At 61.4% G+C, this 20,706-nt stretch carries 22 protein-coding genes; 11 read left to right on the top strand and 11 right to left on the bottom strand.

Going from position 1 to position 20,706, the window contains the following annotated elements; all coding sequences use genetic code 11:
• Positions 1-73: 73 nt before the first annotated feature.
• The 7 genes from ACP7BS_RS21000 (at position 74) to ACP7BS_RS20970 (ending at position 6,915) form a co-directional block, all read left to right on the top strand.
• Positions 74-913, top strand: coding sequence for a transporter substrate-binding domain-containing protein (locus ACP7BS_RS21000; RefSeq protein ID WP_426239672.1), 840 nt, complete (start codon positions 74-76; stop codon positions 911-913).
• A gap of 142 nt (positions 914-1,055) precedes the next feature.
• Positions 1,056-1,778, top strand: coding sequence for an ABC transporter permease (locus tag ACP7BS_RS20995; RefSeq protein ID WP_426239671.1), 723 nt, complete (start codon positions 1,056-1,058; stop codon positions 1,776-1,778).
• A gap of 15 nt (positions 1,779-1,793) precedes the next feature.
• Positions 1,794-2,504 carry an ABC transporter permease gene (locus ACP7BS_RS20990; RefSeq protein WP_426229883.1) on the top strand — a complete coding sequence of 237 codons (711 nt, stop codon included), beginning with the start codon at positions 1,794-1,796 and terminating at the stop codon, positions 2,502-2,504.
• 32 nt (positions 2,505-2,536) lie between these two features.
• Entirely contained in the window at positions 2,537-3,307 is a 771-nt protein-coding gene (locus ACP7BS_RS20985) for an ABC transporter ATP-binding protein (protein ID WP_426239713.1), read from the top strand.
• A gap of 2 nt (positions 3,308-3,309) precedes the next feature.
• On the top strand, positions 3,310-4,803 hold the full coding sequence (locus ACP7BS_RS20980) for an HAL/PAL/TAL family ammonia-lyase (protein ID WP_426239670.1): 1,494 nt from the start codon (positions 3,310-3,312) through the stop codon (positions 4,801-4,803).
• A 20-nt stretch (positions 4,804-4,823) separates the two neighbouring features.
• Positions 4,824-5,981 (top strand): N-methyl-L-tryptophan oxidase, encoded by a 1,158-nt coding sequence (solA, locus tag ACP7BS_RS20975; protein WP_426239669.1) that lies wholly within the window; start codon positions 4,824-4,826, stop codon positions 5,979-5,981.
• 1 nt (position 5,982) lies between these two features.
• Positions 5,983-6,915, top strand: coding sequence for an arginase family protein (locus ACP7BS_RS20970; protein WP_426239668.1), 933 nt, complete (start codon positions 5,983-5,985; stop codon positions 6,913-6,915).
• On the opposite strand, the gene ACP7BS_RS20965 is transcribed toward ACP7BS_RS20970, so the two are convergent.
• Positions 6,912-7,445, bottom strand: a complete 534-nt coding sequence (locus ACP7BS_RS20965) for a HutD/Ves family protein (protein ID WP_426239667.1) — start codon at positions 7,443-7,445, stop codon at positions 6,912-6,914. The genes ACP7BS_RS20970 and ACP7BS_RS20965 overlap by 4 nt on opposite strands.
• A gap of 123 nt (positions 7,446-7,568) precedes the next feature.
• On the opposite strand from ACP7BS_RS20965, the gene ACP7BS_RS20960 reads away from it, so the two are divergent.
• A complete protein-coding gene (locus tag ACP7BS_RS20960; protein ID WP_426239666.1) occupies positions 7,569-7,832 on the top strand; it encodes a type II toxin-antitoxin system Phd/YefM family antitoxin in 264 nt (87 codons plus the stop codon).
• A gap of 52 nt (positions 7,833-7,884) precedes the next feature.
• Positions 7,885-8,220 (top strand): type II toxin-antitoxin system VapC family toxin, encoded by a 336-nt coding sequence (locus ACP7BS_RS20955; protein ID WP_426239665.1) that lies wholly within the window; start codon positions 7,885-7,887, stop codon positions 8,218-8,220.
• A 4-nt stretch (positions 8,221-8,224) separates the two neighbouring features.
• Here ACP7BS_RS20955 and hutU read toward each other — a convergent pair whose 3' ends face one another.
• From hutU to hutI, 5 genes are read right to left on the bottom strand one after another with little or no spacing between them, the layout of a single operon-like run.
• Entirely contained in the window at positions 8,225-9,898 is a 1,674-nt protein-coding gene (gene hutU, locus ACP7BS_RS20950) for a urocanate hydratase (RefSeq protein ID WP_426239664.1), read from the bottom strand.
• On the bottom strand, positions 9,895-10,719 hold the full coding sequence (gene hutG / locus ACP7BS_RS20945) for an N-formylglutamate deformylase (RefSeq protein ID WP_426239663.1): 825 nt from the start codon (positions 10,717-10,719) through the stop codon (positions 9,895-9,897). Before hutG ends, hutU begins: the two co-directional genes overlap by 4 nt.
• Positions 10,716-10,949 carry a hypothetical protein gene (locus tag ACP7BS_RS20940; RefSeq protein ID WP_113247234.1) on the bottom strand — a complete coding sequence of 78 codons (234 nt, stop codon included), beginning with the start codon at positions 10,947-10,949 and terminating at the stop codon, positions 10,716-10,718. The genes hutG and ACP7BS_RS20940 overlap by 4 nt, the downstream gene beginning before the upstream one ends.
• Position 10,950: 1 nt before the next feature.
• Complete coding sequence (gene hutH / locus ACP7BS_RS20935; RefSeq protein WP_426239662.1) at positions 10,951-12,486, bottom strand: histidine ammonia-lyase; 1,536 nt, start codon at positions 12,484-12,486, stop codon at positions 10,951-10,953.
• A 48-nt stretch (positions 12,487-12,534) separates the two neighbouring features.
• Positions 12,535-13,785: an imidazolonepropionase gene (gene hutI, locus ACP7BS_RS20930; protein WP_426239661.1), complete on the bottom strand. Its 1,251-nt coding sequence runs from the start codon at positions 13,783-13,785 to the stop codon at positions 12,535-12,537.
• 100 nt (positions 13,786-13,885) lie between these two features.
• Between hutI and ACP7BS_RS20925 the strand changes: the two genes are divergently transcribed.
• Positions 13,886-15,226 carry a formimidoylglutamate deiminase gene (locus ACP7BS_RS20925; protein WP_426239659.1) on the top strand — a complete coding sequence of 447 codons (1,341 nt, stop codon included), beginning with the start codon at positions 13,886-13,888 and terminating at the stop codon, positions 15,224-15,226.
• A gap of 125 nt (positions 15,227-15,351) precedes the next feature.
• Complete coding sequence (gene hutC, locus ACP7BS_RS20920) at positions 15,352-16,086, top strand: histidine utilization repressor (RefSeq protein ID WP_426239712.1); 735 nt, start codon at positions 15,352-15,354, stop codon at positions 16,084-16,086.
• Positions 16,087-16,140: 54 nt separating this feature from the next.
• Here the strand turns inward: hutC and ACP7BS_RS20915 are convergent, their stop codons facing one another.
• From ACP7BS_RS20915 to ACP7BS_RS20895, 5 genes are all read right to left on the bottom strand, one after another.
• A complete protein-coding gene (locus ACP7BS_RS20915; RefSeq protein WP_200953611.1) occupies positions 16,141-16,281 on the bottom strand; it encodes a hypothetical protein in 141 nt (46 codons plus the stop codon).
• A gap of 46 nt (positions 16,282-16,327) precedes the next feature.
• Positions 16,328-16,567 carry a hypothetical protein gene (locus ACP7BS_RS20910; RefSeq protein ID WP_113247230.1) on the bottom strand — a complete coding sequence of 80 codons (240 nt, stop codon included), beginning with the start codon at positions 16,565-16,567 and terminating at the stop codon, positions 16,328-16,330.
• Positions 16,568-16,909: 342 nt separating this feature from the next.
• On the bottom strand, positions 16,910-17,482 hold the full coding sequence (locus tag ACP7BS_RS20905; RefSeq protein ID WP_426239658.1) for a sarcosine oxidase subunit gamma family protein: 573 nt from the start codon (positions 17,480-17,482) through the stop codon (positions 16,910-16,912).
• Positions 17,475-20,432 (bottom strand): sarcosine oxidase subunit alpha, encoded by a 2,958-nt coding sequence (locus ACP7BS_RS20900; RefSeq protein WP_426239657.1) that lies wholly within the window; start codon positions 20,430-20,432, stop codon positions 17,475-17,477. Before ACP7BS_RS20900 ends, ACP7BS_RS20905 begins: the two co-directional genes overlap by 8 nt.
• The gene (locus ACP7BS_RS20895; protein ID WP_113247227.1) at positions 20,429-20,701 is read right to left on the bottom strand and encodes a sarcosine oxidase subunit delta family protein; all 273 of its coding nucleotides are present in this window, start codon (positions 20,699-20,701) and stop codon (positions 20,429-20,431) included. Before ACP7BS_RS20895 ends, ACP7BS_RS20900 begins: the two co-directional genes overlap by 4 nt.
• Between the last annotated feature and the right edge of the window lie 5 nt (positions 20,702-20,706).

Genomic DNA, 20,706 nt, shown 5'->3' with positions numbered 1-20,706 from the left:
TCTCCATCAGTTATTGTGAAGCCGGCGTAGATCGGCGGACGTTGTTGAAGATAAACCTCAGAGGAACGTGAACATGAACCTGTCAAAATTTCTGACGGCTGGTGCCGTCGCATTCGCCACGCTTGCCGCTCCAATGGCTCAGGCCAAGGACTGGAAGACCGTTACCATCACGCTTGAGGGCGCCTATGCTCCGTGGAACCTGACCAATCCCGATGGCACGCTCGGTGGCTTCGAGCCAGAGCTTGCCAAATATCTCTGCGACCACATGAAGGTCGAGTGCACGCTGGTTGCCTCGGACTGGGACGGCATGATCCCGGCACTCAATGCCGGCAAGTTCGATGTGATCATGGATGCCCTGTCGATCACCGAGGAACGCAAGAAGATCATCGATTTCACCATTCCTTATGCCCATACGCACGCTGCTTTCGCGACGCTCAAGGATGGTCCGCTGGCCAATGCCGCAGGCACGGGTACGGTTGTGAAGCTCGATCCGGGCGCAACCGGCGTCAAGGAAGTGGAGGCGATGAAGGCAGCCTTTGCCGGAAAGACCATCGGCATTCAGGCGGCCACCGTCTATTCCAAGTTCGTCTATGACAACTTTGGCGATGTTGCCACGGTGCGGGAATACAAGACCGGCGCCGAGCGCGACCTCGATCTCGAAACCGGCCGTATCGACCTCGTCTTCGACGATGCCGTCTACCTGATCTCCGCCTTTGAAAAGTCGAACGGTACGCTCGGCTTCACCGGCCCTGAAATCGGCGGAACCATTTTCGGCAGTGGCGAAGGCCTCGGCGTTCGCCAGGCTGATACCGACCTGCGCGACATGTTAAGCAAGGCAATCCAGGCTGCTCTCGATGACGGCACGATCAAGACGCTGTCGATGAAATGGTTCAAGACCGACGTTACCCCCTGATCCGGATTTGCCCGCCGCTTGCTATTTTGCCTGCGGCGGGCACACTTGTTGCGGCAGGCCGCTCTTAGGAGAGGTGCGGCATGCCATATCCACTTGAAGATCGGGAATCCGGCTTTGCCGGGAGCGAGGGGATGCCTGCGGCATGGCTTTACTTCAAATGATCGGATTTGGCCCCACCGGCTGGGGCGGGCTGCTGCTTATGGCAGCGCTTATGACGCTCTGCGTCACCGCCGTGGCACTGTTGATCGGCGCTATTCTGGGTTCGCTCGTTGCCTGGGCGAAGCTTTCGGGAAGCCGGATCATGAGAACGATCGGCGGTATCTACACAACGGTGTTCCGTGGCGTTCCGGAGCTGTTGATCATCTATCTCGTCTATTTCGGTGGCTCGAGCGCGGTCACCGCCATCGGTACGGCGATGGGTTATGAGGGCTTCCTCGGCCTTCCATCTTTTGCTGCCGGAGCGCTGGCAGTGGGCCTCATCTCCGGCGCCTATCAGGCCGAAGTGTTTCGCGGCGCCTACCTTGCCATCCCAAAGGGAGAGCTGGAGGCGGCGCAGGCGATCGGCATGAACCGCAGCTTGCGCTTCCGCCGTATCATCGGACCGCAGGTGTTTCGCTTTGCCATTCCCGGTATCGGCAATGTCTGGCAGCTCAGCCTCAAGGACTCGGCGCTGGTTTCGGTCACCGGCCTTGCCGACCTGATGCGCACCAGCCAGGTTGCGGCCGGCTCCACCCGCCAGCACTTCCTGTTCTTCATTGTCGGCGGTTGCCTCTATCTGATCCTCACCAGCTTCTCGGACCGCATTTTCAACAGTGCCGAGAAGCGCGCCAATCGCAGCATGCCGACCAGTCTCGGCCAGGCCTGATCAAGGAGACGCGCGATGGACATCGCCTTCATGTTCGAGACCATGAAAACGCTGCTGGCCGCTCTGCCGATGACGCTGGCGCTGTTTTCCCTATCTGTCATTTTCGGCGGGCTGCTGGCGCTTCTGATCGTCTGGATGCGCGTCAGCGGCAATGCCGCCGCCCGCAATTTCGCCAAGGGCTACATTTTCATCTTTCGCGGCTCGCCGCTTTTGATCCAGATGTTCCTGATCTTTTACGGTCTCGGCCAGTTCGGTTTCATCCGCTACAGCTTCCTGTGGCCGGCCCTGCGCGAACCCTTCGTCTGCGCCGTCCTGTCGCTGGCGCTTTGCACCGCCGGTTATTCGGCGGAAATCTTCCGCTTCGGCCTGCGGGCCATTCCGGCCAAGGAGATCGAGGCTGCGCGCTCCATCGGCATGTCGGGTTTCCTGTTGACCCGCCGCATCCTCGCCCCGATCGCCTTTCGCCATGCGCTGCCGGCTTATTCGACCGAAGTGGTGATGATGGTGAAATCGACCGCGCTCGCCAGCCTTGTGACCGTCTGGGAAGTGACCGGCGTTGCCCAGCGGCTGATTTCGCAGACATACCGCACGATGGAAGTCTTTCTCTGCGCTGCTGCGATCTATCTCATTCTCAACTTCATCATCCTTCAGGCCATGGCGCTGCTTGAATACAAGCTGACCCCGCATCGCCGTGCAGCACCGCTTTTCCCGGTACCGCAACGATGAACGCCTCGACCCTCAACCAGACTGGAACGACCATGGCAGGCACGACCCGGCTTTCCGTCCGCAATATTCGCAAAAGTTTCGGCACGCATGAAGTGCTGCGCGGCATCTCGCTCGAGGCCCGCGACGGCGATGTCATCTCGCTGCTTGGCGCCAGCGGCTCGGGAAAGTCGACATTCCTGCGCTGTATCAATCTGCTGGAAATCGCCGATCACGGCGAGATTTCCGTCGATGGCGAGCTGATCCAGATGCAGCAGCGTGGCGGAAAGAACGTTCCGGCCAATCGCCGCCAGGTGGACCGGATCCGCTCCGAACTCGGCATGGTGTTCCAGTCGTTCAATCTCTGGTCCCATATGACGATCCTCGAAAACGTTATCGAGGGGCCTGTTCATGTGCTCAAGCGCCCGCGCGCCGAATGTATCGCCGAGGCTGAGGCGCTGCTGGAAAAAGTCGGCATCGCGGAAAAACGCCATGCCTATCCCGCCCATCTCTCCGGCGGCCAGCAGCAGCGCGCGGCAATCGCCCGCTCTCTGGCAATGCGGCCAAAGGTGATGCTGTTCGACGAGCCGACCTCGGCGCTCGATCCGGAGCTGGTCGGCGAAGTGCTGCGCGTCATGCGCTCGCTGGCCGAAGAAGGCATGACCATGCTGGTCGTCACGCACGAGATGAGCTTTGCCCGCAACGTCTCCAACCGGGTGATCTTCATGAAATCCGGCGAGATCGACAGCGACGGCGCGCCGGACGAACTCTTCGGCTCGGGCGGTTCTCCCAGCTTCCGCCAGTTCATCGGCAATTTCGGAGGCTGACCGTGCAGGACATCGTACTCGACGCGACGCTCGACTGGCGCGCCGTGGCGGCGGTTGCCTATGGTGCAACGCTTTCGCTCTCCGACGCTGCCAGGCAGCGGGTCGAAACGGCGAGCCGCATCGTGTCTGCGATCGTCGAAAGCGGCGTGCGGGCCTATGGGGTGAACACCGGCGTCGGCGCACTGGCCGATACGGTAGTTGACCGTGCTTCGCAGAGCCGCCTGTCGCGCAATATCATTTTGAGCCATGCCTGCGGTATCGGGCCGTTGCTGGAGGCGCGGGAGGTTCGCGCCATCATCGCAGCCCAGATCGCCAATTTTTCCCACGGTCATTCCGGCGTGCGCCCGGCGATCGTCGAGCTGCTGCAGATCTTTCTGCGCGAAGACTGCATTCCCGAAGTGCCGTCCAAGGGCTCGGCCGGGTATCTCAGCCACAATGCCCATATTGCGCTGGTGCTGATCGGCGAAGGCAGGGCACGGCTGAAAGGTAAGCCGGTGACCGGTGCCCAGGCATTGCAGACGCTCGGCGTCACGCCGCTGGTTCTGCAGGCAAAGGAAGGCTTGAGCCTCGTCAACGGCACGGCCTGCTCCACGGGGCTCGGGGCCGTGGCCCTGGTGCGAGCGGAGCGGCTGTTGGATTGGGCCGATGCCATCGCAGCGCTGACCATTGAAGCGCTCGGCTGCCAGATGACCGCATTCGACGCTGATGTGCTGGCCCTTCGCAAGTCGACAGGGATCGAGAAGGTCGGCAGGACTTTGCGCGCGCGCCTCGCCGGTAGTGGATTGATTGAAGCAGCGAGAGGCGCGTGGACGCAGGATGCCCTGAGCCTGCGTTCGGTCCCGCATGCCCATGGCGCGGGATGGGACGTATTCGATTTTGCAAACATGGTGGTCAATCAGGAGCTTGCTTCCGTCACCGACAATCCGGCGGTTTCCGGCACGCCGGACGCGCCGGTGGTTTCCTCCGAGGCGCATGCCGTGGCGCCGGCGCTTGGACAGGCGCTGGATAGCCTCGCCATTGCGATTGCCCAGATATCGATGATGAGCGAGCGCCGCATCGATCGCCTCGTCAATCCGCTGGTCAGCGGTCTTCCGGCTTTCTTGGCCGCCGACCCGGGTGCAGGCTCGGGCTTCATGATCGCGCAATATACGGCAGCAGCCCTTGCTGCGGAAAACCGACGTCTCGGTGCTCCGGCAAGCCTTGATGGCGGCATCACGTCGGCGTTGCAGGAGGATTTCCTCGGGCATCCGACGGCTGCCGCCAACAAGCTACTCGCCGTGATCGACAATGCCGAGCATATTCTTGGTATTGAGTTTGCCGCCGCCGCACAGGCGCAGGATTTCAAGGTCAGTGTTGCGCCGCGGGCCAAGGGGACTGATCTGCTCTATCGCTATATCCGCGCCGATATGCCAACCTATGCCGACGACCGGCCGCTCGGCTGGGATCTGGAAAAGGCCCGCGACCTGCTGCGCGCATCGCCACCGCCAGATATTTAAACTCCCGAAAGGATAGTGCCATGACCGCCCATTTCGACGTTGCCGTTGTCGGCCTTGGCGCCATGGGCAGTGCTGCGATCGCGCATCTGGCCGCCCGTGGAGTGAGCGCGATCGGTATCGATGCCTATTATCCGGCGCATGCGCTGAGCTCGTCGCATGGTGATAGCCGGTTGATCCGGCTTGGTTATTTCGAAGATCCGTCCTATGTGCCGCTCTTGCAGCGCGCCTATGCCAATTGGCGGGCGCTGGAGGCACGGCTGCGCGAGGATATCCTGACAATCACCGGCGTGCTGCAGATCGGCAAGCCCGACAGCAAGATCGTCAGCGGCACGAAGAAGAGCTGTGCCTTGCACAACCTGCCGCTGGACACCCTTGATCCCGGCGAAATGCGCCGCCGTTTCCCGGTGTTTTCACTGGATAGCGACGAGATCGCGCTGCTTGATCCGCAGGGCGGTTACCTCCGGCCCGAAGCGGCCGTGATGGGGCACCTGAAGCTCGCGGCCGCCGATGGCGCGGCCTTGCATTTCGGCGAGAAGGTGACGGCGATCGAGCCGGGTGACCACGGCGTTACGATCGTTTCCGATACCGGACGCTACACGGCCAGCAAGGTGATCGTCGCGACCGGCTCCTGGATCGGCGAACTGGTGCCGGCATTGCGCGATCATGCGGTGCCGATCAAGCAGGTCGTCTCCTGGTATCAGCCCTCCGACGGTTTCGTGACCATGCCGCAGCGCATGCCGGTGTTCATTCGCGACGAGGGCGAAAACGGCTCGTTCTTCGGCTTTCCGGCGATCGGCGTCGACGGCGTCAAGGTCGGCCGTCATGCGCATTTCCGCGAGCCGATCGATCCGAACCAGCCCAATCCACCAGTCAATGATAAGGATACGGATCTGCTCGACAGCTTCCTCAAGCGCCGTCTGCCCGCCGCTGCCGGACTGCGCGTGCGCTCCACCACCTGCCGTTATACGATGCTGCCGAGCGAGGATTTTCTGCTCGACCTTTTGCCGGGCGACAAGCGCATCGTCGTCGCGTCGCCCTGCTCCGGCCATGGATTCAAGTTCACCAGCGTCGTCGGCGAAATCCTAGCGGATCTGGCGCTCGAGGGCGGCACGGACCTTTCGATCGGCGCCTTTTCGTTTGCGGCAATGGACCGGTTTCTGGCAGCGCGGGCGGCATGATATGACGTACACACTTCAGCCGGTGTCAGAAACGTTCTTTGACCTGCCAGCCGCGAGCGAAGCTCCAGCGGGATCGGTCGCGATTTTCGGCGCCGTGCATGGGACGGCCTATCCCGGCAGTATCGCCGATCGGTCCGGTATAACAACGCCGGATGCCATCCGCCGGGCGATCACCGAGGCTTCCGTGCATGTCGATCATTGGGATTTCGATTTCGACGGACCTTTGTTGAACGACGGCGCACTGGATGTGGTGGATCTGGGTGATGTCGTTACGCGCCACAATGATAATGCAGGTAATCGCGCGGCGATCGAGGCGGCAACCCGGTACATCCGGGCAGCCGGCGCCATTCCGCTTCTGATCGGTGGCGATGATTCCGCCGCCATTCCCTTCATGCGCGGTCTCTCGGATGTCGATACCCTGCATATCCTGCAGATCGACGCCCATATAGACTGGCGCGACCGGATCGGCGACGAGCCGCTTGGCTATTCCAGCACGATGCGGCGTGCCTCCGAGCTTCCGTTCGTGCGCTCCATGACCCAGGTCGGCATTCGCGCCGCGGGTAGCGCGCGCCGCGAAGAAGTTGAGACGGCAAAGGCGTGGGGTTCGCGGCTGGTGACGGTGCGCCAGGTGCGGGCAAACGGTGTTGCGGAGATCGCTGATGCCATTCCGCGTGATGGTGCACTGCTGATCCATATCGATGTCGATGCGCTCGATCCGTCGATCTGCCCGGGCGTCAATGCAATGTCGCCCGGAGGTCTATGGCTCGAGGAAGTCACTGATCTCATCGTCTCGGCAATGACTGGCCGCACACTCGCCGGCTTCTCGATTGTCGAGTTTCAGCCGAAAGCCGATGTCAACGGTATGACCGCGACGGTTGTTGGCCGGTTGATCTGTCACGTGCTTGGCAACCTGGCTCGAAAGAATGGCCGTTAGACGGGGCTGATGCGGATCAGGTAGGCTTCCACCGGCATATCGGAACTGATGCGGCAAAATCCTTCGATGATGGCGCAGTCGAGCCGGGCCAGTTCCTCGGCGTGCTCACCGCTATCGATCCGCAGATTGCCAAGTGATAGAAGCATCGTCACGCCGCCTTCGGCATCGAGAGGATGATCGCCTTCGAACACGCGCCGTTCGACCCGATGCGCCCATTTGCCCCGCCGGGTCATCACGTTGAGATCGACGATCGTGCCCGATACCAGCCGTGCCGAAGTTGCTGAATCGGCCGGAAACGCGAGTGGTTCCGACGCCCGGGTCAACACGACAGGCTCACGTCCGGCGATATCCAGTTCCATGCCTTGGCCTTCAAGGATCGACAGGGTCCGGTCGATGCCGGTGAAGACGGAAAACGGCCCGTCAGTCGCCACCGTTGCCATGCTGACGCGCCAGCCGAAGCTGGTGAGATCGGCCTCCGGCGGAAACACCGCAATCTCCACCGTCTCGCCGCCGCCGTTTTTCCACGGCATGCGGCGATGGTCTCGGGCTCTCAGTATATGCAAATGGCTATGAGGCGGCGTTTTTGGGTCTTGCATTATAAACCTCTGCGAAGTGGACCAAGTTTAATGGACTAAGTCCGAAGGAGGGTGATGATGGAAACTGTCACTATTCACGAGGCAAAGACGCATCTGTCCCGCCTGATGGAGAAGGTCTCGAAGGGGGAGTCCTTCATTATCGCCAAGGCCGGAAAGCCGATCGGCAAGCTGGTTCCGCTGGATGAGGCGGAAATGCCGAAGAAGCGCCGCATTGGTTTCATGGATGGCGAAATCACCGTACCGGATGACTTCGATACGATGATGGCCGAAGACATCGAAGAGATGTTTTACGGCAATCCCGACAAATTCAAAGATCGATGAGAGTTCTGCTCGATACACATATCCTGATCTGGGCGGCGGGCGGTATCATCTGATGCCGGACAACGTCAGGCGGCTCATCGAAGACGAGAGCGGCGAACTCCTGTTCAGTCCTCCCAGCATCTGGGAAACAGCGATAAAACACGGTCGCAGGCGGGACGATTTTCGCACCGATCCTTTGTCCTCGCGTTATCGCCTTCTCGAAAACGGATATATCGAGCTGCCGATCAACAGCGAACATGCAATCGCGATTGCCGGTTTACCGCTGCTTCACAAGGACCCCTTCGATCGCATCCTGATTGCTCAGGCGATCATCGAAGGGGTTCCTCTCATAACGGTTGACGATATGGTCCTACGCTATCCCGGACTTCCGAAATATCCGCTGACCTAAAGCCCTAGTTGCCCAGAATACCCGGTAACCTCAGCCCCTTTTCCTTGGCGCAGTCGATGGCGATGTCATAGCCCGCATCGGCGTGGCGCATGACGCCGGTGGCCGGGTCGTTCCACAGCACGCGCTCCAGGCGGCGGGCAGCATCGTCGGTGCCATCAGCGCAGATGACGACGCCCGAATGCTGCGAGAAGCCCATGCCGACGCCGCCGCCATGGTGCAGCGACACCCAGGTGGCGCCGGATGCGGTGTTAAGCAGGGCGTTGAGCAGCGGCCAGTCGGAGACGGCGTCGGAGCCGTCCTTCATCGCTTCGGTCTCGCGGTTCGGCGAGGCGACGGAGCCTGAATCGAGGTGGTCGCGGCCGATCACGACCGGGGCGGAGAGTTCGCCGGTCCTGACCATCTCGTTGAAGGCAAGGCCGAGGCGGTGGCGATCGCCGAGGCCGACCCAGCAAATGCGCGCCGGCAACCCTTGAAAGGCGATGCGCTCGGCGGCCATGTCGAGCCAGTTATGCAGGTGCTTGTTGCCGGGCGTCAGTTCCTTGACCTTGGCATCCGTCTTGCGGATATCTTCCGGATCGCCCGACAGCGCTGCCCAGCGGAACGGACCAATGCCGCGGCAAAACAGCGGGCGGATATAGGCCGGCACGAAGCCCGGAAAAGCGAAGGCGTTTTCGAGGCCCTCATCCTTGGCGACCTGGCGGATGTTGTTGCCATAGTCGAAGGTCGGGACGCCCATGTCCTGGAAGGCGATCATCGCTTCGACATGTTCGCGCATCGAGGCACGGGCGGCCTTTTCGACGGACTTCGGATCGCTTTCGCGCTTTTCCTTCCACTCGGCCATTGTCCAGCCCTTCGGCAGATAGCCGTTAATCGGGTCATGGGCGGAGGTCTGGTCGGTGACCATGTCGGGGCGAATACCGCGGCGAACCATTTCCGGCAGAATTTCGGCGCAGTTGCCGAGCAGGCCGACGGACTTGGCTTTACCGGCAGCGGTCCAGCGAGTGATCATGTCCATCGCTTCATCCAACGTTTCGGCCTTTTCATCGACATAGCGGGTGCGCAGGCGGAAATCGATCGAATCGGGATTGCATTCGACCGCAAGGCAGCAGGCGCCCGCCATGACGCCAGCGAGCGGCTGAGCACCGCCCATCCCGCCGAGACCGCCGGTCAGCACCCATTTGCCCTTGAGATTGTCGTCGTAATGCTGGCGTCCGGCCTCGACGAAGGTCTCGTAGGTGCCTTGGACGATGCCCTGCGTGCCGATATAGATCCACGAGCCGGCGGTCATCTGGCCGTACATGGCAAGGCCCTTCTTATCCAGCTCGTTGAAGTGATCCCAGGTCGCCCAATGCGGTACGAGGTTGGAGTTGGCGATCAGCACGCGCGGCGCGTCCTTGTGGGTGCGGAACACGCCGACCGGCTTGCCCGACTGCACCATCAGCGTCTCGTCTTCGTTGAGGTCGCGCAGCGTTTCGACGATCTTGTCGAAATCGGCCCAGGTGCGGGCGGCGCGGCCGATGCCGCCATAGACGACCAGTTCATGCGGGTTCTCGGCCACTTCAGGATCGAGATTGTTCATCAGCATGCGAAGCGGCGCTTCGGTCATCCAGGATTTTGCCGTCAGTTCGGTGCCACGGGCGGCGCGGACGTCGCGGATGTTGTGACGAGGATTGGTCATTTTGTTCCCCTTTTGGTGTGTGCCAGTGTCAGCGCAATCGTTTCGATGCGCGTGAGAATGTCTTTGAGGTGAATGCGAAGTTTGGCCGCCTTGGCTTGGTCATAGGCGAAGGGCGGGGCCTCGGTGCTCAGATGCGTGGCTTGCGCCAGCTCCATCTGGATCGTGTGAACGCCGTTTTCCTGATCGCTGTAGTGACGCGTCGTCCAGCCGCCCTTGAAGCGGCCGTTGAGGATGCTGGTATAGCCCTCGGCATTCAAAACGACATCGACGGTTGCATCCTGAATGGCCGGATCGCAGGTCTTGCCCATATCGGTGCCGACGTTGAAATCAGGCAATGTGCCTTCGAACAGGAATGGAATGTCCGACCGGATCGAATGGCAGTCATAAAGCACGGCGATGCCGTGGATCGCCTTCACCCGCTCGATTTCGGCTGAGAGTGCCGCATGGTAGGGCGCGTGAAATTCGGCGAGACGGGCGGCAATGTCGGCTTCGTTCGGCTCCTCGCCATCCTTCCAGATCGGAACACCGTCGAAATCCGTTTCCGGAATGAGCCCGGTGGTGTTCTGGCCGGGATAAAGGCTGACACCTTCCGGATCGCGGTTGGCATCGAGGACGTAGCGGTGGAAAGTGGCGCGCACCGTTGTGACGTCAGGCAGCAGGCCATCGTAGAGGTGATGGATATGCCAGTCGGTATCGGTCAGCAGCCGGCCGGTGTCGTTGAGCCGCTCCCAGATGGCTGGCGGCACATCGGTGCCGGTGTGCGGGAAACCGAGAATGATCGGCGACGTGCCCTGTTTGACTTCGAAGACGGGTTTGGTCATTGAAATTTCCTTCCCGATTTTCTTGTGGGGTATTCAACTTCTCCGTCATTCCTGTGCTTGTCACAGGAATCCAGCGCGCCCAAGTCCTTGGGCGCGGAAGACTCTTTTACCGGCGAAACCAGTTCATTCACGGCGCCGACGCGCCGTGGCTGGATTCCTGTGACAAGCACAGGAATGACGGCACTGCTTGGGCTCCCCTGGGAAAATGAAGAGAGTTGCGGGGCGTTCATGTCACGCCTCCAGAACCGGAAGGATGCCGTTTGAAACCGCGGCGTTCAGCGCGCCGGTGGCAACGAGGTCGGTTGCGGCCTTGAGGTCGGTCGCCATGTAGCGGTCGACGTCCAGCGTCGCGACGACAGAGCGGATCGCGCCGATGGCATTGGTCAGTTCCGGGCTGGTGACGAGCGGGGCGCGGAAGTCGATGCCCTGAGCGGCCGTCAGCGCCTCGATACCGATGATGGCGAAGAGGTTATCGGTCATTTGCAGCAGGCGGCGGGCGCCGTGGCAGGCCATCGAGACATGGTCTTCCTGGTTGGCCGAGGTCGGCGTCGAATCGACCGAGGCCGGATGCGACATCTGCTTGTTTTCGGACATCAGCGCTGCCGAGGTGACTTCGGCGATCATCAGGCCGGAGTTGAGGCCCGGCTTCTTTGCCAGAAATGCCGGCAGGCCGTAGGAAAGGGCCGGATCGACCAGAAGCGCGATACGGCGCTGCGAGATGGCGCCGATCTCGCAGATGGCAAGCGCGATCTGGTCTGCGGCGAAGGCTACCGGCTCGGCGTGGAAATTGCCGCCGGAGACGACGGAATTGTCGGACAGAACCAGCGGATTGTCGGTCACCGCGTTGGCTTCGATTTCGAGCGTGCGGGCAACCGAGCGCAAGAGATCGAGGCAGGCGCCATCGACCTGCGGCTGGCAACGGATGCAATAGGGATCCTGAACCCGCTCGTCGCCTTCGATATGGCTTTCGCGGATCACCGAGCCCTTGAGCAGGCCACGCAAGGCGGCAGCGGCGTCGATCTGGCCCTTGTGGCCACGCAGGGTATGGATATCCGGATGGAACGGTGCCGACGAACCCATGGCGGCATCGGTCGAAAGCGCACCGGTGATGAGGGCAGATTGCGCGGCGCGGTGGGCGCGGAAGAGGCCGGCGAGGGCCAATGCGGTCGAGACTTGCGTCCCGTTGATCAGCGCCAGGCCTTCCTTGGCGGCCAGCACGACCGGCGTCAGGCCGGCACGTTCCAGAGCCGTGCGGCCGTCAAGCTGCTCGCCGTTGAAGAAGGCTTCACCTTCGCCCATCATCACGGCTGCCATATGGGCAAGCGGCGCCAGATCGCCGGATGCGCCGACGGAGCCTTTTTCCGGGATGACCGGGATGACGCCCTTGTCGAGCATACCCTCGATCAGGCGGACGAGTTCGAGCCGCGTGCCGGAGGCGCCACGACCGAGCGAAACCAGCTTCAGCGCCATGATCAGGCGGACGATGTTTTCAGCCAGCGGCTGGCCGACGCCGCAGCAATGCGACAGGATCAGGTTGCGCTGCAGGGTGGCGACATCGGCAGCGTCGATCTTGATGCTCGCCAGTTTTCCGAAGCCGGTGTTGATGCCATAGACCGGCGCGTTGCCGGCGGCGATCTCGGCGATGCGGGCGGCGGCCTTCTCGATGCCCTTGTCGAAGGAGGGATCAAGCCGGGCAGGTTCGCCGGTCCAGTAGATGGTTTCAAGCGTCGAAAGCGGGACGGAGCCCGGCTGAAGAATAAGCGTCATAAGTCAGTCCTCACCAATGCGCGGAGCCAGGCTCACACGCCTCCAAGTTCAATGTCCGTTGCGGACGCGCGCATGAAGCGGGTTGAAGCCCATGCGGTAGACGAGTTCGGCCGGTCGCTCGATGTTCCAGATGGCGAAATCGGCCCATTTTCCAGGCTCCAGCGTCCCCACCTCATCGACCAGACCCAATGCGCGCGCCGCCTCCCGCGTTACGCCGGCGATGCATTCGGTGACCGTCATACCGAACAGAGTGGCCGCCATGTTCATGGTAAGGAGCAGCGAGGTCAGCGGCGAGGTGCCGGGATTGTTGTCGGTGGCGATCGCCATCGCAACGCCTGCCTTGCGGAACAGCTCGACTGGTGGCTTCTTCGTCTCGCGGATGAAATAGAATGCGCCCGGCAGAATGACGGCAACGGTGCCGCTCTTTGCCATCGCTTCTGCGCCGGCTTCGTCGGTATATTCGAGATGATCGGCCGACAGCGCGCCATATTCGGCGGCAAGGGCTGCGCCATGCAGGTTGGAGAGTTGATCGGCATGCAGCTTGACCGGCAGGCCATGGGCTTTGGCCGCATCGAATACCAGCCGCATTTCGTCGGTTGAAAAGGCGATGCCTTCGCAGAAACCATCGACCGCATCGGCCAGTCCTTCAGCCGCGATTGCCGGCAGCATCTCATTGACGACCTTGGCGATATAGCCGGCCTTGTCGCCCTTGAATTCCGGCGGCAAAGCGTGAGCGCCGAGGAATGTGGTGCGGATGGCGACGTCGCGTTCGTCGCTCAGCCGGCGGGCGGCGCGCAGGGCCTTGGCTTCATTTTCCAGGTCGAGGCCGTAGCCGGATTTGATTTCGACGGTGGTGACACCCTCAGCCATCAGGGCGTCCAGGCGGGGAAGGGCTTGGGCGACGAGCTCGTCTTCGCTGGCTTGCCGCAGCGAGCGAACGGAGGAAACGATGCCACCGCCGGCACGGGCGACCTCTTCGTACGTTGCGCCGGCAAGCCGCATTTCGAATTCGTTGGCGCGGTCGCCAGCATGGACCAGATGCGTGTGGCAGTCGATCAGGCCGGGGGTGATCCAGCGGCCGCCGCAATCGATGATCTCGGCGGCATTCTCGATCGGGAAGGGCAGGTTTGCTTGGTCGCCGGCATAGAGGATGCGCCCGTCCTGAACGGCAATGACGCCATTTTCGATGAGGCCGAGGCCCGGCAATGCGGGGTTCAGGGTCACAAGCCGGGCGTTTCGCCAGAGGCGGTCGCAGGCGGTTGGCCGGGGGCTGTCGGGTGCCGATTTTATGGAAGACATCGTTTTCTAGCCTTTCCTTTTCGTGCTATTATGTATAGACATAAAGAAAATCAGCGCAAGTGGTTTTTTTTGAGCGACGCAGTCAGGAAGGGATGAGGCCTTGACCAGCATTCATGTGAAATCGGCTCTGACGCCGGCGGGTTGGCAGAAGGATGTGCGGCTGACCATCAAGGATGGCCGGATCGCTTCCGTCGAGCCGGGCGCGGAGGGGCAGGCAGGCGACGAGCGCCATGATATCCTGATTCCGGGCATGCCGAACCTGCACAGCCACGCCTTTCAGCGCGGCATGGCGGGCCTTGCGGAAACACGCGGTCCCGGCGCCGACAGCTTCTGGAGCTGGCGCAATGTGATGTACCGGTTTGCCCTGACGATGACGCCGGATCATGCCGAAGCCGTTGCCAGCCAACTCTATGTGGAAATGCTGGAAGCTGGGTTTTCACGGGTCGGCGAGTTCCATTACCTGCATCACGATATCGATGGCCGCGCTTATGCCGATATTGCCGAAATGGCGCAGCGGATCGTCTCGGCCGCTTCCCAGACAGGGATCGGCTTGACACTTCTCCCGGTTTTTTACGCCCATTCGACCTTCGGCGGCGCGGCACCGAACGAAGGTCAGCGCAGGTTCATCAATAATATCGAGAGCTTCGAGCGGCTGCTTGAGGGTTGCCGTACCGCAGTCAAGGATCTACCGGAGGGCCGCGTCGGTGTTGCACCTCATAGCCTGCGGGCGGTGACGCCGGACGAGCTGTCCGCCGTTGTCGCGATGGCGAAGGACGGGCCGATCCATATTCATGTAGCCGAACAGGTCAAGGAAGTGGAGGACTGCATTGCCTGGTCCGGGGCGAGGCCGGTCGAATGGCTGCACGATAATGCCGGGCTCGATGGCCGCTGGTGCCTGATCCATGCAACGCACATGACTGATGACGAGACCCGCCGGATGGCCAAGAGCAAGGCGATCGCCGGTCTTTGCCCGATCACCGAAGCCAATCTCGGCGACGGCACGTTCAATGCCGTCGTGTTCGCAGAGGCGGGCGGCAAGTTCGGCATCGGTTCGGATTCCAACGTGCTGATCGGTCTGCCGGATGAACTGCGCCAGCTTGAATATTCGCAGCGCCTGGCCCACCGCTCCCGCAACGTTCTGGCAGCCCCCGGCCAATCGACCGGCCGCGCGCTGTTTGACGGGGCTATCGACGGTGGCGGTATCGCCATGGCGGCCAAAACCGGCATCGCCGCCGGCAACCCGGCCGATTTCGTCAGCCTGCGGGTGCCTGATGGCGATCTCACCGATGACGCGGTGTTGGATTCCTGGCTTTTTGCCAATGGCACGAAGCCGGACAATGTCTGGGTGGCGGGCTGCAAGCAGGTCGAAGGCGGCCGTCATCACCGGCGGGAGGAGATATCGGCCAAATTCCGTAGCGTGATGCGCGAGCTTTTGGCCTGAAGGTTCCGGTTTGCGACCACGTCTTTTACAGACAAGCGGTGCCAAACAGTTTCTGCTAGGACCAAACAGGATGTGTTGAAGGTGAGAACGTGGTGAAATCGCAGGATATCGATCAGGCCGTTGACATGCCGCTGGCCGAAAATGCCGGCGACCTGTCGCTGCATCAGCGTATCCTCGGCGATATCGAGGACCGCATCCTGTCCGGCGAATGGCAGCCTGGTTTCCGCATTCCGTTCGAAGTTGATCTGGCCGAGCAATACAAATGCTCGCGGATGACGGTGAACAAGGCGCTGACACAGCTGGCAAAGACGGGGCTTATCGAGCGGCGGCGAAAGTCCGGTAGCTATGTCACGCAGCCACGGGCGCAGTCAGCCGTGCTTGAAATTCGCGACATTAAGCTTGAGGTCCAGTCGCTCGGTCTTGCCTATGACTACCGGCTTTTGAGCAAAATCCGCCGCCGCAGCACCACTGATGACAAGCACAGGCTCGGTCTAAACGCTACAGCTTCAATTCTGGAGGTGAACTGCACGCATTTCGGCGGCACAAGGCCATTTTGCTTCGAGCAGCGCCTGATCAATCTGACGGCTGTGCCGGATGCGGCAGTGGAAACTTTCGATGTCGAGGCACCGGGTCCATGGCTTCTGAACCGGGTGCCCTGGAGTGCTGCCGAACACACGATCCGGGCCATCGCTGCCGATGAGACGATTGCGGCGGCTCTAGCAATTCCGAGCGGGACGCCATGTCTGACGGTCGAGCGGCGGACACGGAGCAACGGTTCCTATGTTACCCATGTCCGCCTGATCTATCCGGGCGAACGGCATGCGCTGATCGCCAATTTCACGCCATCGCAGCCGAAATAGATGAAATGCAAGGGGCGGCGCTGGTTATCCAGCGCCGTCCCTTGCATTGGTATCTTACTTCTTCGGCTTTGCGCCGGAGAGCTTTGGAACTTCCTTCTGGGTCGTCGCGGCGAAAGGGGTTGCTGTCTTGACAGCTTCCTTATCCTTCTTCGGCTTCCTGACTTCCTTGTTGCTCTTTGCCTGTCCCTTGGCCATGTGCCGTCCTTCCTCGTTCGATCTATGGAGGGTGAGCACAGCGGCTCTACCCTTTGGCGTCTTCCAGATTGTCTTCCGTCGTTACCCGTTCGTAGGTCTCGCCTTCGGTGCGAATCCGATATTGCGGCGAACCATCCCGGATGGGCAATGTTGCGAGAATGCGAAAAATCGTTTCGTCGCGCAATGACAAACCGACGGTACTTTTCATCCGGACCTTTTGTCCGATGGAAAAGCGGTGCAGCCGGGACTTGGGCTGCCCTCTGGGCGGGGCGGAGTTGGTAGGCATGGCCGTTCTCCTTGACGTCAAAAATGGAAATGAAAAAAGCGGAGCCTGGCCCCGTCTTGGTCATATCCGCTTTTTTTCAAGGAGCGTCTGCCGGGTCGGGAGCTGCCAGTCCATCCGTGGTCAATTCCTGCCGAGTGCCGGCCGGAAACGTTCATATCGCGTATAATAGACGTGCCCAAGCCCCATGGCGATACCAGGGGCGGGACAATCGAAAATTTGGATTAGATTGGCGGGCTGGAAATACCAGCACCGCGAGTAGCCAAGCTTTGGCCAAAGAACGATTGCGGTCGAGGTTAGCGTCAATTGAGGTTTAATTGAGGCTCACCATCGTCCTCATATCGCTCATTTTCCGGTGCGGGCATCGATGCCAAATTCGAGGCTCATCTGGATCAGTTCATCCCAGAGGCTTTCGGCAAAACCGCGTAACACCAGAAGCTCGAAGCTTTCCGGTCCCGTCCGGGAAATGAGGGCCGAGATATGGCCGATCAAGGTCATTGCGGAATGGCCAACCGGGAAATTCGGCAGAGCGAGATCGACCGCCGTGCCCTTGGCGAGGACCGCTTCGACGGACATGCCGCTGATGCCGATCCGGACGCGTCCATGGCCCTGATCGGAAATGGACGCCTTACCATCCAGAAGCGGTGTCTTGGCGAAAATCTCCGCTGCGGAAAGCGGGGCATCGCCGATGACGAACCATTGTCCGGGGCCATAGGGCCGCATGGCATGCGAAGTGCCATCGCCAATTTGCGGGATCAGGTCTGTCAGGTCGCCGCTTCCGCGGGAGCTGAGAACATGCAGCACGTGACCTTCCGGCAGAGCCGTTAGCATGATCCGGCCGTTGGTTGACGGTGCGCCAAACGAACCGGACTTGGCATCGGCAAGGGCAGGGCGGTGGAGGAGCGCAAAATCAGCCATGGAGCTTTCCGTTTTCCGGATCGAAGAACACCGGGCTGCACAGCACGGCTTTGGTATATTCGCTTTTCAGGTCATTCCACACAGTCACATTCTCGCCATGGCGCTTCGGACCGTGCTTGACCAGAGCCAGGCCGATGGTCGAGCCAAGGTTCGGCGAGTAGCAGCTGGAGGAGACGTAGCCCTGGTCGTTTTCAAGCGACGGGACGACGCCGTCCGAGAGGATATGTGAGCCTGTCTTAAAGGTGGTTGCCGGATCGAGCGGCTTGACGCCGACCAGCGAGAGCCGGTCATCCGCTATCAAACCTTCCCGTGACAGCATCGCTTTGCCGATGAAGTCAGGTTTAGCCGCCGATACCATTTTTGCAAAGCCGAGGTCCGACGGGATGACGGTGCCGTTGATTTCGGAATGGGTGACATGGCCCTTCTCGATGCGCATGACGCCCAGCGCCTCGACGCCGTAGGGGCAGATGCCGTGCGGTTTGCCTGCGTCCATGATGGCGTCGGCGATCGCTTCGCCGTAGCCGGCAGGAACCGCAAGCTCGTAGGCCAGTTCGCCGGAAAACGAGATGCGGAACAGCCGGCCGGTCAGCGTGCCGCCGCAGAGTGAAACTTCCTTGGCGCCGAGGAACGGGAAGGCCGCATCGGACATGTCATCGTCCACCAGCGTTTGCAGGATCATCCGGGATTTCGGTCCGGCAACGGCGATCTGCGCCCATTGATCGGTCGAGGAGGAAAACTGAACGTCGAGATCGGGCCATAGCGCCTGAGCACAGAATTCCAGATGGTTCATCACGCCTGCCGCGTAGGCCGTGGTCGTTGTCATGAAGAAATGGGTTTCGCCCAGGCGGCTGGTCGTGCCGTCGTCATAGATCATCCCGTCTTCGCGCAACATCAGGCCGTAACGCGCCTTGCCGATCGGCAGCTTCAGGAAAGCGTTGCTATAGATCCGGTTGAGGAATTCGGCGGCGTCCTTGCCGAAGATTTCGATCTTGCCAAGCGTGGAGACATCGCAGATGCCGGCATTCTTGCGGACATTCAGCACTTCGCGATCGACGCTTTCGCGCCATGTCGTTTCGCCCGTTTTCGGGAACCAGGAGGAGCGGTACCAGAGGCCCGTTTCGACAAAGACGGCGCCATTCTTCTTGGCCCAGTCATGCAGCGGCGACTTGCGCACCGGCTGGAAGTGCTTGCCCTTGGAGGCGCCGGTCAGTGCGCCGAAGGTGAGCGGCGTGTAGAAAGGCCGGAACGTCGTGGTGCCGACATCGGCCGGCGAGACTTTTCGCGCTTCGGCGAGAATGCCGATGGCATTGATGTTCGACAGCTTGCCCTGATCGGTTGCCATGCCGTTGGTGGTGTAGCGCTTGGCAAGCTCGACATGGCCGTAGCCCTCGCTGACGGCGAGGCCGAGATCCTTGAGGTGCACGTCGTTCTGGTAATCGACAAAGGCCTTGCCCTTCGATCCGTGGACGCGCCAGAGCGGTTTGGACACGGTTGCCGTATCGGCTTTCGCGGCGAAAGCGGCGGTGGCACTGGAAAAGCCCAGCGATTGCAGGACTGAGGCGGCCTTTGCGGCGCCGTCTGCAAGGCAGGCTTCGATACTGCCAATGCCCGCAGCGGCACCGGCGACGGTCAGCCCGTCTTGGGTTTCCGGCGCGAGGAACGCCGCCTTGGCATCCGACCAGACCGGTTTTGCGCCGCGATGGCAGGCGAGATGAATGATCGGGCTCCAGCCGCCGGACATGCCGAGTGCGTCTGCGGAGATGGTTTCCGGGTGGCCGTTGTTGAGGATTGTTACGCCTTTGAGGCTCTTGCCACCATTCGCATCGACAACCACGGCGCCGGGAAGAACGCGGGCCTTGCCGGACCAAGTGCGTGCGGCATCCGTGCGGCTGTCAACGATTGCTTCGACGTTGAGGCCGACGGCTTCCATATCGGCTGCTGTCGCATAACCGGAGGCATCGTTGGTGAAGATGACTGTTCTGTTTCCAGGCGCGACAGCCTGGCGGCTGAGATAGGAGCGCATGGCGCTTGCCATCATGACGCCGGGAATATCGTTGCCGCCGAACACCAGCGGCCGCTCTTCGGCGCCGGAAGCGAGGATCGCCTGTTTGGCGGCGATGCGCCAGATGCGCTCTACTGGCCGGTTCGGGTTCACTGTAGCCGTGTTCTTCTGCACGCTTTCGACAGCGCCGAAGACATTGCCGTCGTACCAGCCGAAGACCGTGGTGCGGGAGAAAATGCGGACATTGGGCATATCCGCCAGTTCGGCCAGCGTCTGAGCCAGCAGATCGGCTGCGGGTTTTCCGATGATGGGTGCCGTCTCGGAGAGCAGAGACCCACCGGGTTCAAACCCTTCGTCCGCGAGGATGACACAGGCACCGGCACGGCCGGCCGTCAGAGCCGCAGCGAGGCCTGATGGGCCGGCGCCAATCACCAGCAGGTCGCAATGCGCCCAGCATTTTTCGTAAGTGTCCGGATCGGGCTGGTAGGTGGCGCGGCCAAGGCCTGCCGCTTTACGGATGATCGGCTCATAGACTTTTTCCCAGAAGGCAGCCGGCCACATGAAGGTCTTGTAGTAGAAGCCGGCACCGAGGAAGGGCGAGAGCAGGCTGTTGACGGCGCCGAGGTCGAAATCGACCGAGGGCCAGCGGTTCTGGCTCTTGGCGGTCAGGCCGCTGTAGAGTTCGACCAGCGTGGCGCGGGTATTGGCTTCGGTGCGGCCGCCTTCGCCGATGGTCACCAATGCATTCGGTTCGGCGGCGCCTGCCGTCAGGATACCGCGCGGGCGGTGATACTTGAAACTGCGGCCGACCAGCTGGCGGCCGTTGGCGAGGAGCGCCGAGGCCAGCGTATCTCCGGAAAAACCCTGCATTGGTTTGCCGTCGAAGCTGAAATCGAGCGGCTTGGCGCGGTCGATGCGGCCGCCCTTGGAAAGACGGTAGGAACTCATGCGGTCTCTCCCTCAGCGCTTGCATCCGTGACAGTGTAGATCGCGTGGGTCATCGTATCGCGCTCGACCACCAGCCAGCGGCGGCAGCCGGATGTGTGATGCCAATGTTCCTTGTGGCGTCCGCGCGGATTGTCGCGCAGATAGACGTAAGCGTACCAGGCATCCTCACCGGCATCCGGCGCCGGGCGGGTTATGCCGGCGTCACCGCGAACGGTGAATTCTTCCTTGGGGCGAGGCCCGCAATGGGGGCAGGCGATCAGGCTGGCCATATGAA

This window comes from Pararhizobium sp. DWP1-1-3, from assembly GCF_049896125.1.
In the GTDB taxonomy this organism is placed as follows: Bacteria; Pseudomonadota; Alphaproteobacteria; order Rhizobiales; family Rhizobiaceae; genus Pararhizobium.
This window is presented reverse-complemented; position numbering and strand designations above follow the sequence as displayed.